8 protein-coding genes are annotated in these 12006 nt (G+C 72.8%); 4 read left to right on the top strand and 4 right to left on the bottom strand.

Features of this window, described 5'->3' with window-relative positions; all coding sequences use genetic code 11:
- Nucleotides 1-9 precede the first annotated feature (9 nt).
- The 3 genes from HA039_RS06995 (at nucleotide 10) to HA039_RS07005 (ending at nucleotide 4976) form a co-directional block, all read left to right on the top strand.
- Complete coding sequence (locus tag HA039_RS06995) at nucleotides 10-1278, top strand: ribonuclease D (protein ID WP_167025359.1); 1269 nt, start codon at nucleotides 10-12, stop codon at nucleotides 1276-1278.
- Nucleotides 1279-1632: 354 nt separating this feature from the next.
- Entirely contained in the window at nucleotides 1633-2853 is a 1221-nt protein-coding gene (locus tag HA039_RS07000; RefSeq protein WP_161312348.1) for a thiolase family protein, read from the top strand.
- Nucleotides 2850-4976 carry a 3-hydroxyacyl-CoA dehydrogenase NAD-binding domain-containing protein gene (locus tag HA039_RS07005; RefSeq protein WP_167025362.1) on the top strand — a complete coding sequence of 709 codons (2127 nt, stop codon included), beginning with the start codon at nucleotides 2850-2852 and terminating at the stop codon, nucleotides 4974-4976. The genes HA039_RS07000 and HA039_RS07005 overlap by 4 nt, the downstream gene beginning before the upstream one ends.
- Nucleotides 4977-5039: 63 nt before the next feature.
- On the opposite strand, the gene HA039_RS07010 is transcribed toward HA039_RS07005, so the two are convergent.
- Nucleotides 5040-6080 (bottom strand): PLL family lectin, encoded by a 1041-nt coding sequence (locus HA039_RS07010; protein WP_167025365.1) that lies wholly within the window; start codon nucleotides 6078-6080, stop codon nucleotides 5040-5042.
- A 160-nt stretch (nucleotides 6081-6240) separates the two neighbouring features.
- Here HA039_RS07010 and HA039_RS07015 point away from each other — a divergent pair, with 160 nt between their 5' ends.
- Nucleotides 6241-6636, top strand: a complete 396-nt coding sequence (locus HA039_RS07015) for an NYN domain-containing protein (RefSeq protein WP_167025368.1) — start codon at nucleotides 6241-6243, stop codon at nucleotides 6634-6636.
- A gap of 24 nt (nucleotides 6637-6660) precedes the next feature.
- Here the strand turns inward: HA039_RS07015 and HA039_RS07020 are convergent, their stop codons facing one another.
- The 3 genes from HA039_RS07020 to dxs form a co-directional block, all read right to left on the bottom strand.
- The gene (locus tag HA039_RS07020; RefSeq protein WP_167025372.1) at nucleotides 6661-8229 is read right to left on the bottom strand and encodes a glycosyltransferase family 39 protein; all 1569 of its coding nucleotides are present in this window, start codon (nucleotides 8227-8229) and stop codon (nucleotides 6661-6663) included.
- 19 nt (nucleotides 8230-8248) lie between these two features.
- Nucleotides 8249-9766, bottom strand: coding sequence for an amino acid permease (locus tag HA039_RS07025; RefSeq protein WP_243869243.1), 1518 nt, complete (start codon nucleotides 9764-9766; stop codon nucleotides 8249-8251).
- A gap of 185 nt (nucleotides 9767-9951) precedes the next feature.
- Entirely contained in the window at nucleotides 9952-11865 is a 1914-nt protein-coding gene (gene dxs, locus HA039_RS07030; protein ID WP_167025375.1) for a 1-deoxy-D-xylulose-5-phosphate synthase, read from the bottom strand.
- Between the last annotated feature and the right edge of the window lie 141 nt (nucleotides 11866-12006).

Here is a 12006-nt window from a genome sequence, read left to right on the forward strand (position 1 = left end):
CCTTGACAGGTGACCGACGCCCAAGAGACCGCAGCAGACCCAGCACTGCGAACCACCGGGGGCGCACCCCCGGACGACGTCGAAACGGCGCCGATCCCGTTGTTGGAGCCCCGCGAGGGCATTCCCCCGGTGGTGGAGACCGACGACGCCCTGGCCCGGGTGATCGCCGCCTTCGCCGCGGGGACGGGCCCCGTGGCCGTCGACGCGGAACGCGCTTCCGGTTACAGATACGGTCAGCGCGCCTATTTGGTTCAATTGCGCCGCGCCGGAGCGGGTACGGCGCTGATCGACCCGGTCGGCTGCCCCGACCTCTCCGGGCTCGGCGAGGCCCTCGGCGACGCGGAGTGGATCCTGCACGCGGCCACCCAGGATCTCCCCTGCCTGCGCGAAATAGGCATGACGCCCACCCGGCTGTTCGACACGGAGCTGGCGGGCCGGCTGGCGGGCTTCCCCCGGGTCGGGCTCGGCGCGATGGTCGAGAACGTGCTCGGTTTCGCCCTGGAGAAGGGCCACTCCGCGGTCGACTGGTCGACGCGCCCGCTGCCCGAGCCCTGGTTGCGGTACGCGGCGCTCGACGTGGAGCTGCTGGTCGACCTGCGGGACGCGCTGGAGAAGGAACTCGACCGGCAGGGCAAGCTGGACTGGGCCCACCAGGAGTTCGACGCGATCGCCTCGGCGCCGCCCGCGCCGCCCCGCAAGGACCCGTGGCGCCGCACGTCCGGCATGCACAAGGTCCGGCGGCGCCGGCAGATGGCGGCGGTACGGGAGCTGTGGAACACGCGCGACAGCGTGGCGCAGCGGCGTGACGTCTCCCCCGGCAAGGTGCTGAGCGACACGGCGATCGTCGAGGCGTCGCTGGCGCTGCCGGTGAACGTCCACGCGCTCACCGCGCTGCCCGGGTTCGGGCACCGGATGGGGCGGCGGCAGCTGGAGCAGTGGCAGGCGGCGGTGGACCGGGCGAAGTCGCTCCCCGACAGCGAGCTGCCCCAGCCGGGCCAGCCCGTCTCGGGGCCGCCGCCGCCGCGGTCGTGGGCGGACAAGGACCCGGAGGCGGCGGCGCGGTTGTCCGCCGCGCGGGCGGCGGTGTCCGCTCAGGCGGAGCGGTTGAACATGCCGCAGGAGAACCTGATCACGCCGGACACCGTGCGGCGCGTGTGCTGGGAGCCCCCGTCCGACCCGACGCCCGACGCGGTCGCGACCGCCCTCCTCCACCACGGCGCCCGCCCCTGGCAGGTCCACCAGGTAGCCCCGGCCCTCTCCCAGGCCCTCACCCCCTGACACCTCCCTCCTGTCCTCAATCGCCGGACGGGCTCCGGGGCCGGTGGGCCGCGCGACTCAAAGACGTCCTCAATCGCCGGACGGGCTTGATGTGGCTCGCCCCCGATGCCAGGCGCGGCTCAAAGCTGTCCTCAAACGCCGGACGGGCTTGATGTGGCCGGCCCCGGCGGGCGCACGCGGCCCGCGGCGGGCACCATCAAGCCCGTCCGGCGATTGAGGACAACCGTGACCGCAACGCGGGCACCCACCCAGGACAAAGAAGTAACCCGCGCCACCAACACCCTCCAAGGCTGGGCAGGCTGGTTACCCGCAAGTAGCATGGGGGCAGCAACCCACCCCTGGAGGAGAGCCATCGTGCCTCGTACCGTCAGGGACGTCGTCTTCGTCGACGGCGTCCGCACCCCGTTCGGCAAGGCGGGCCCGAAGGGCATCTACCACGAGACCCGCGCCGACGACCTCGTCGTGAAGGCCATCCGGGAGCTCCTGCGCCGCAACCCGGACCTCGACCCCGCCGCCATCGACGAGGTCGCCATCGCCGCCACCACCCAGATCGGCGACCAGGGCCTCACCCTCGGCCGCACCGCGGGCATCCTCGCGGGGCTGCCGCAGTCCGTGCCCGGCTACTCCATCGACCGGATGTGCGCGGGAGCGCTCACCGCCGTGACGACCACCGCGGGGTCGATCGCGTTCGGCGCGTACGACATCGTGATCGCCGGCGGCGTGGAGCACATGGGCCGCCACCCGATGGGCGAGGGCGTCGACCCGAACCCGCGCTTCGTCTCGGAGAGGCTCGTCGACGACTCGGCGCTCTTCATGGGCATGACGGCGGAGAACCTGCACGACCGCTTCCCCCACCTCACCAAGCGCCGCGCCGACGAGTACGCGGTCCGCTCGCAGGAGAAGGCCGCGAAGGCGTACGCGAACGGGAAGATCCAGCAGGACCTGGTGCCGATCTCGGTGCGCCGCACCGACCCCGCCGCCGGCGAGACGGGCTGGGGCCTGGCCACAGCCGACGAGCCGATGCGGCCGGGCACGACGCTGGAGATGCTGGCCGGGCTGAAGACCCCCTTCCGCCCGCACGGCCGGGTCACGGCCGGCAACGCGGCGGGGCTCAACGACGGCGCCACCGCCTCCCTGATCGCCGCCGAGGACTTCGCGCGCGAGCACGGGCTGCCGGTGCGAATGCGGCTGGTGTCGTACGCCTTCGCGGGCGTCGAGCCCGAGGTCATGGGGTACGGCCCGATCCCGGCGACGGAGAAGGCGCTCGCCAAGGCGGGCCTGTCCATCTCCGACATCGGCCTGTTCGAGGTCAACGAGGCGTTCGCCGTACAGGTGCTCGCCCTGCTCGACCACTACGGCATCGCGGACGACGACGAGCGCGTCAACCAGTACGGCGGCGCCATCGCCTACGGCCACCCGCTGGCCTCCTCCGGGGTACGGCTCATGACGCAGCTCGCCCGGCAGTTCGAGGAGCAGCCGCACGTCCGCTTCGGCCTGACCACCATGTGTGTCGGCTTCGGCATGGGCGCGACGGTCATCTGGGAGAACCCGCACTTCGACGGAGGCACCAAGTGAGCATCGCCGAACTCCTGAAGGGCGCGGCCGAGCTGTTTCCCGACGAGGTCGTCACCCAGGCGCACGTACGCCACCTGGACCTCCCGGGCGGTGTGGGGCGCTTCGCGCTCGTCACGCTCGACAACGGCCTCGACCACACGAAGCCGACCACCTTCGGCCCCCGGTCCCTGGCGAACATCGACGCCGCGATCGACCAGGTCGAGAAGGAGGCGTCCGAGGGCACGATCATCGGCGCCGGGGTCACCGGCAAGCCGTTCATCTTCGCCGTCGGCGCCGACCTCAAGGGCCTCGTCGGGGTCAAGACCCTGGAGGACGGCCTCGCGTCCGGCCGCGCCGGGCACGACGTGTTCAAGCGCCTCTCGGGCCTGGCCGTCCCGACGTTCGCGTACTACAACGGCGCGGCGATGGGCGGCGGGGTCGAGATCGGCCTCCACTGCACGTACCGTACGGTGTCCGCCGCGACGCCCGCCTTCTCGCTGCCCGAGGTCTTCCTCGGCCTGGTCCCCGGCTGGGGCGGCTGCACGCTGCTGCCGAACCTGATCGGCGCGGACCGCGCGGTCTCGGTGATCATCGAGAACTCGCTCAACCAGAACCGCCAGCTCAAGGGCGGCCAGGTCTACGACCTCGGGATCGCCGACGCGCTCTTCGAGGGCGCCGACTTCCTGGAGCAGTCGCTCCTGTGGACCGCGGCGGTCCTCAAGGGCGAACTGGCCGTCGCGCGGCCCGACGTGGACCGCGGCGAGGCCTGGGACCAGGCCGTCGCGCGCGGCCGGGCCGCCGCCGACGCGAAGGTGCACGGCGCGGCCCCGGCCGCGTACCGCGCGCTGGACATCATCGCCGCCGTCAAGGACGGCGACCTCCAGGCGGGCTTCGACGCCGAGGACCGGGCGCTCGCGGAACTGATCCTCAGCAGTGAACTCCGCGCGGGGAACTACGCGTTCAACCTCGTGCAGAAGCGCGCGAAGCGGCCCGCGGGGGCGCCGGACAAGAACCTGGCCCGCCCGGTGACCAAGGTCGGCGTGGTCGGCGCGGGCCTGATGGCCTCGCAGCTGGCGCTGCTCTTCGTGCGCCGCCTGGAGGTGCCGGTCGTCCTGACGGACATCGACCAGGAGCGGGTCGACAAGGGCGTCGCGTACGTCCACGCCGAGATCGACAAGCTGCTGCTCAAGTCCCGTATCAACCCGGACAAGTCCAACCAGCTCAAGGCCCTGGTCACGGGTGTGCTCGACAAGGCGGAGGCGTTCTCGGACGCCGACTTCGTCATCGAGGCCGTGTTCGAGGAACTGGGCGTCAAGCAGAAGGTGTTCGCGGAGCTGGAGGCGGTCGCCCCGGCGCACGCGATCTTCGCGACGAACACCTCGTCGCTGTCGGTCTCCGAGATGGCGTCGAAGCTGACCCACCCGGAGCGGGTCGTCGGCTTCCACTTCTTCAACCCGGTGGCCGTCCTGCCGCTGCTGGAGATCGTGCGCGGCGAGCGGACCGACGACGCCTCGCTGGCGACGGCGTTCGGTGTCGCGCGCAAGCTGAAGAAGAGCGCGGTGCTGGTGAAGGACGCCCCGGCGTTCGTCGTGAACCGCATCCTGACGCGCTTCATGGGCGAGATCCAGAACGTCATCGACGAGGGCACGCCCGTCGCGGTCGCCGAGCGCGCGGTGGAGCCGCTGGGCCTGCCGATGTCCCCGCTGGTGCTGCTGGAGCTGGTGGGCCCGGCGATCGGCCTGCACGTCTCCGAGACCCTGCACCGCTCGTTCCCGGACCGCTTCACGGTGTCGCGGAACCTCGCGGCGGTCGTGAAGGCCGGCAAGCGCGGCTTCTACACGTACGACTCCGGGAAGCCGGAGCTGGACCCGGAGGTCGCCGCCCTGCTCACCCAGGGGGACACCGTCCTCACCGAGGAGCAGACCCGGGACCGGGTCCTCGACGCGGTGGCGCAGGAGATCGGGCTGATGCTGGCCGAGGGTGTCGTCGCGGAGCCCGAGGACATCGACCTGTGCCTGATCACGGGCGCGGGCTGGCCGTTCCACCTGGGCGGCATCACCCCGTACCTGGACCGTGAGGGTGTCTCGGAGCGCGTGAACGGCAAGCGGTTCCTCGCGCCGGGCGTCGCGAGCGTGCCGGTCTAGCCGGGCACGACGGGCGGGCCGGTACGGGACCTCCGTACCGGCCCGTCGCGCGTTCCCGGGCGCTCAGACCCGGCTCCAGGCCTCCAGCGCCAACCCCGGCTCGTCCTTCTGACGGGTCACCCGCAGCGCGCCGTCCTCTCCCACGACCGCCAGGACCACCCGGCCGCGCCCGTCCGTCGCGAGGGCCGGAACTCCCGTGCAGGGCTCGCCCGTCGGGGTCCAGTTCAGGCCGGCCTCCTCGGTCTCCGTGGGGTACGCGGCGACCTGCGGGCGGCCGTCCGGGCCCCGCGCCGCGAGGATCGTGCAGTCGAGGCCGCCGACCGGGGTACGGAGCAGGGCCGGCAGGCCGCTGCCGGGGCCGCCGAGGTCCGTCGGGGCCGTACCGGGCCGCCAGGCGCGGAGCGTGCGGGTGCCGGTGTCGCGCCAGAAGTGCGTCACCCGGCCGGGGCCCGTGCACAGGCCGGTGGTCTCCTCCGCCGACGCCGCGGGCTCTTCGCCCTCCTCGGCCCGCTCCGGCTGCGCGTCGGGTTTCGGCCGTGCCCAGTGCGTCATCAGGCCGTCCGCCGGGCCCAGTATCTCGATCCGCCCGTCGTCGGTGACGGCCGCGCCCATCTCGCCGGTGATCTTCCCGCCCTCCGGCGTGACACCGCCCCAGCCGAGCCAGCGGCCGGTGGGTGACTGGCTGCGGTACGAGAGGTGGCCGTTGCCGTTGCGTACGAACAGGTGCACCGCTCCCCGCGCGTCGACGACCGCCGAGGGCCGCCCGGTCCTGGACGCGGCGTTGACGTCCTTCGTGTGCGGGGTGCCCAGGGGCTGCCAGTCCCGCAGGGCGCGGCCGGTCTGGAACTGCACCGCGTGCACGACCTCGCGGTTCTTGGGCCCGCCGGCGCGCGGGCGGTCCCGCAGGCCCAGCAGGTGCACGTAGCCCTCGGCGGTCTGGGCGAAGGCCAGATGCGGCAACAGCCCCGGGTGCGGCAGCAGTTCGGGCCCGGTCCAGCCGGGGCCGCCCGGCAGGGTCTCCGTCCAGCGCAGGACGCCGTCCGCCGTCGGGGCGTACGCCGTCAGCCTGTTGTCCTTGCCGCGCAGGAGCCAGCCGGTGGTCATGCCCGCAGCCGCCTTCCTGGACGCAGATGATACGGATCGGAGAGTCCCGCGGGCGCGGAAAACCCAGGGGTCGACTTTACCCGCCGCCCTCCGCCGGACACGCTTCGGCCCGTGGTCGCCGCCGGGCGGCCCGTACCCGGACGTGTGCCAGGGTGGCGGGATGAGGATTCTGCTGGTGGTCGACGCGGCGAACGTGGTCGGTTCGGTCCCCGACGGGTGGTGGCGCGACCGGCGCGGGGCCACCGAGCGGCTGCGCGACTCCCTGGTGCCGTACGGCGAGGCGGGGGTGGCCGGGCATCCGGGGCCGGTGGAGACCGTGTTGGTCGTCGAGGGCGCGGCCCGGGGCGTGGAGCCGGTGCCGGGGGTACGGGTCGAGGCTGCGTCCGGCAGCGGGGACGACCGGATCGTGGAGCTGGCGCGGGAGGCCGCGGCGGCGGGCCGCGGCTGCGTGGTCGCCACCGCCGACCGGGAGTTGCGCCGCCGGGTCGAGGCGTACGGCGCGTCGTGCGTGGGTCCCTCGGCGGTACGGCGGCGGCCCGGCGGCGGCGAGGGCTGACCCGGACAGACCCCAGGCCCTCGGCTACGGGTCGGTCCTCACGTAGATCACCGCGCCGTCGACGGTGTCCGGCAGCGGCTCGTACCGGTGGGCCAGGAAGCGGCGCAGGGTCGGCAGCCGGTCGGGGGCGAAGGGCTTGCCGCGCGAGTCGTCGACGATCAGGGCCGGTGGGCGGTCGCGGAGTTCGGCGCCGAGGACGGCCCACGTGCCCGCGACGGCGTACGCCTCGCCGACCCGGGGGCCGTCGCGGCCCCCGCTGTAGTTGGTGAGGAGCCCGGCCGTCAGGTAGCGGCTGGCCGGGGCGCGGTCGGCGAACCAGTACGTCTCGGGGTGTATCCCCCACACCAGGACCCGGTCGGTGGGCGCCGTGCGGGCCCGGACGGCGTCCGCGAGGCGCTGGGCGTGGGCCAGTTCGGGGCGGGGCGCGAGGACGCCCCAGAGGAGGAACACCACGCAGGTGCAGGCGGCGGCGGTCAGTGTGGGCGGGAGGCGGTCGCGGGGCAGGAGGTGGAGGCCCTCGGTCGCCAGCAGCACCAGGGGCGGCAGGAGTTGGAGGAAGTAGTGGCCGAAGAAGTGGAAGCCGGTGAGGACGGCGACGGCCGAGGAGGCGAGCCAGAGCCACAGGTCGCCGTCGCCGCGCGGGGCGGTCCTGCGGGCGAGGTGGAGGAGGGGCGGCAGCAGTGCCGCGCAGCCGAGGCCGAGGAGGGCGGTGTTGGCCAGGGCCCGCAGGAGGACGTGGAGTTCGGAGCCGGTGGGGGTGGCGTACGAGCCCGATCCGGTGACCGTCCAGAAGAGGAGTCCTGAGGGGGTGGTGAGCAGGGCGGTGGCGAGGAGTGGCAGGGCGAGGCCGGCCGCCAGGCGGGCCAGGGACAGGGGGGCGCGCGGGGTGCGGCCGAGCAGCCACAGGACGGGCAGGAGGACGGCTCCGCCGGTCTGCTTGGTCAGCAGCGCGCCCGCGACCGCGAGCCCGGCGGCGCCCCAACGGGCCTTGCCCGCGCACCACATGGCCGCGGCGGTGAACGGCAGTATGAAGACCTCGAACGTGGCGGCCTGGGTGTCCTCGGGGTTGAGGCCGACGGAGACGAGCAGGTACAGCACCCCGGCGGTGCGGCCGGCCCGGTCGCCCCAGCGGTGGCGGGCGGTGGCGGCGAGCAGCGCGGCGGTGACGAGGTGGGCGAGGACGGCGAGGGCGCGGACGCCGGAGAGGGTGGAGTCGCCGAGGAGGGCGAAGGTGGCCTCGTACAGCCAGGGCAGCAGGGGCGGTTTCCGGTCGACGACGGTGTCGTACAGCACTCCCCCGGCCGCCAGCATCCGCGCCTGGACGGCGAGATAGCCCTCGTCGGGGCTCCACAGGGGGTGGCGGAAAGACGGGAGCCGGGTGACGAGCGCCAGGAGGGCGAGGGCGGGGAGCAGCCGCCGCCAGTAGGCGGCGGCCGGGTTCGCGGGGCGGTCGGCGCGGGCGCGCGGGCGAGGGACGGCGGCCGGGCCCGGGCGGTCGGTGACGGGCGTGGTCACGCGCGGGGTGGCCGGCGGGCCCGGCTCGGGGCCGGCGGGTGCGGGGAGGGCGGCGGGTGGCGGCGGCTCGGCGAGCATGCGGGGCGCGTGCCGCCGTTCAGCGGGACCGGCCGAGGCGGCTGTGCCCTCGTCCGTACAGCAGGTAGACCGCGACGCCGACGAGCATCCAGATCCCGAACCGCAGCCAGGTCTCGGCGGGCAGGTTGAGCATCAGCCACAGCGAGGCGAGGACGGACGCGATCGGGACGAACGGCACGAGCGGGGTGCGGAACGAGCGGGGCAGGTCGGGCCGTTGGCGGCGCAGCAGGACCACGCCGATCGCGACGACGACGAACGCGAACAGGGTGCCGATGTTCACCAGGGAGGCCAGTTCGTCGATGGAGGTGAAGCCGGCGACGGCCGCCACGATCGACCCGAGCAGCAGGGTCGAGCGGTAGGGGGTGCCGAACCGGGGGTGGACGCGGGAGAACGTCCTCGGCAGCAGTCCGTCCCGGCTCATGGCGAAGAACACCCGGGTCTGGCCGAGGAGCAGGATCATGCAGACCGAGGTGAGGCCGACGGCGGCGCCGAAGCTGATCAGGCCGGCCCAGAAGGGGTGTCCGACGGCTTTGAAGGCGTCGGCGAGGGGCGCGTCGACGGTGAGGGCGGTGTACTTCTGCATGCCGGTGACGACGAGGGAGACGGCCACGTACAGGACGGTGCAGATGATGAGGGAGCCGAGGATGCCGCGCGGGACGTCCCGCTGGGGGTTGCGGGTCTCCTCGGCGGCGGTGGCGACGATGTCGAAGCCGATGAAGGCGAAGAAGACGACGGCCGCGGCGGTGAAGACGCCGAGGACGCCGAAGTCGGTGGGGGTGTAGCCGAAGATCAGCTGGACCAGGGGCGCCTGGAGGCCGCTGTCGCCGCTGGTGCTCTTCGCGGGCGGCACGAACGGGTGGTAGTTGGCGCCCTTGATGAAGAACGCGCCGACGACGATCACGATCAGGACGACGGTGACCTTGATCGCGACGATGACGTTCGTGATGAGCGAGGAGAGCTTCATCCCGGCGACGAGGATGCCGGTGAGGGCGAGGACCAGGAGGCAGGCGAGCAGGTCGAAGCCGAACGTCCCGTCGTGGGTGCCGGACAGGGCGGCCGGGAGGTGGAACCCGGCGGTGTCCAGCAGGGAGCGCAGGTAGCCGGACCAGCCGACCGCCACGACGGCGGAGCCCAGGGCCAGTTCGAGGACGAGGTCCCAGCCGATGATCCAGGCGGGCAGTTCGCCGAGGGAGGCGTAGGAGAACGTGTACGCGGATCCGGCGACGGGCACGGTCGAGGCGAACTCGGCGTAGCAGAGGGCGGCGAGCGCGCAGACCACTCCGGCGACGACGAACGCGAGGGCGGTGGCGGGTCCCGCGGTGTCCCGGGCGACCTTGCCGGTGAGGACGAAGATGCCCGTACCGATGATCACACCGACGCCGAAGACGGTGAGGTCCAGGGCGGAGAGCGACTTCTTGAGCGCGAACTCGGGGTCCTCGGTGTCCCGGAGGGACTGCTCGACGGATTTGGTACGGAACATGCCGGTGCCGGCGGGCAGGTCCTTGTCGGCAGGCTCCACATCCTGCTGTGTACTCATCGGCGTACCTCCGTGCGCGCGTCGTCCACGGCCATGATCGACCCCGGATACCCCGTAACGCCGTATTTCACACGGATGGGCCGGTCGGGCCGCCTGGTGGGGCGGTCCGGCCGGCCCGGGGACCGTCGGAGAAGGCGCGCACCCGGCCTCGCGGCCGGGAGCGGCTGTCAGTCGGGGAGCGGCTGTCAGTCGCGGGCGGCCTCGGTGGGCGAGTCCACCAGCCGGCCGTCCAACTTCGCGACCAGGCCGGTGACCTGGCGGGCGATGTCCGGCGCCGTCAGCCCGATCTCGGCGAGGACCTCCTTGCGAGAGGCGTGGTCGAGGAAGCGCGGCGGGATGCCGAAGTCCCGCAGCGGTACGTCGACCCCGGCGTCGCGCAGGGCCTGGGCGATCGCCGAACCGACGCCGCCGACACGGCTGTTGTCCTCGACCGTGACGACCACGCGGTGCTGCTCGGCGAGCGGGACGAGTGCCTCGTCGACGGGCTTGACCCAGCGCGGGTCGACCACCGTCGTCGTGATGCCCTGCTTGTCGAGGAGGTCGGCGATCTCCAGGCACATCGGCGCGAGCGCGCCGACGGAGACCAGCAGCACGTCGGCCGTGCCCTCGTCGGTCTTCCGCAGGACGTCGATCCCGCCGACCCGGGCGACCGCCGCGACGGCCGGGCCGACCGCGCCCTTGGAGAAGCGGACCACGGTCGGCGCGTCGTCCACGGCGACGGCCTCGCGCAGCTGCGAGCGGACCTGGTCGGCGTCGCGGGGCGCGGCGATGCGCAGACCCGGGACGCACTGGAGGATCGACATGTCCCACATGCCGTTGTGCGAGGCGCCGTCGGTGCCGGTGACACCGGCCCGGTCGAGGACGAACGTGACCCCGCAGCGGTGCAGCGCCACGTCCATCAGCACCTGGTCGAAAGCGCGGTTGAGGAACGTCGCGTACACGGCGAACACGGGGTGCAGTCCGCCGGTGGCCAGGCCCGCCGCGGAGGTCGCACCGTGCTGCTCGGCGATCCCGACGTCGTACACCCGGTCGGGGAACGTCTTGGCGAACGCGGCGAGGCCGACCGGCTGGAGCATCGCGGCGGTGATCGCGACGATGTCCGGGCGTTCCGTGCCGAGTTTGACCATCTCCTCGCCGAACACCGAGGTCCAGTCCATCCCGGCGGCGGCGATGGGCAGGCCGGTGTCGGGGTGGATGGGGCCGATGCCGTGGAACCGGTCGGCCTCGTCCTGCTCGGCCGGCTTGTAGCCGCGGCCCTTCTCGGTCAGGCAGTGCACGATGACGGGGCCGCCGAAACGCTTCGCCCGCAGGAGCGCAGACTCCAGTGCCTCGATGTCGTGGCCGTCGATCGGGCCGACGTACTTGAGGCCGAGGTCCTCGAACATGCCCTGCGGGGCGATGAAGTCCTTGAGGCCCTTCTTGGCGCCGTGCAGGGTCTCGTAGAGCGGCCGGCCGACGACCGGGGTGCGCTCCAGGAGGTCCTTGCCGCGGGCCAGGAAGCGTTCGTAGCCGTCGGTCGTGCGCAGGGTCGCGAGGTGGTTCGCGAGGCCGCCGATGGTCGGCGCGTAGGAGCGCTCGTTGTCGTTGACGACGATGACGAGCGGACGGTCCTTGGCCGCGGCGATGTTGTTCAGCGCCTCCCAGGCCATGCCGCCGGTGAGCGCCCCGTCACCGATGACGGCGACGACGTGGTCGTCCTTGCGGAGCACCTCGTTGGCCTTGGCGAGTCCGTCCGCCCAGCCCAGCACGGTGGACGCGTGCGAGTTCTCGATGACGTCGTGGTCGGACTCCGCCCGGGAGGGGTATCCGGAGAGTCCGCCCTTGCTCTTGAGCCGGGAGAAGTCCTGGCGCCCTGTGAGCAGCTTGTGCACGTAGGACTGGTGGCCCGTGTCGAAGAGGACACGGTCCTTGGGTGACTCGAACACGCGGTGCAGGGCGATGGTCAGCTCGACCACACCGAGATTGGGTCCGAGGTGGCCACCTGTCTTGGAGACAGCGTCCACGAGGAAGGACCGGATTTCTCCGGCCAGCTGCTCCAGCTGCTCCGGGCCGAGCCGGTCCAGATCGCGCGGTCCCCTGATGTGGGTCAGCAACGCCACCCGTGCCTCCTTGGGTTTGAGCTGGTCGAGCTTGCCGATCCGCCGAGTCTAATGTTCCGCTCGCGCGCTCCGTCGGCGGGCGGTGCGTTGTATGTCACCCGATCGGCTGTATGTACGTCATATCTGCGGCGCTCGACACAC

Origin of the sequence: Streptomyces liangshanensis, from assembly GCF_011694815.1 — a bacterium.
Classification (GTDB): domain Bacteria; phylum Actinomycetota; class Actinomycetes; order Streptomycetales; family Streptomycetaceae; genus Streptomyces; species Streptomyces liangshanensis.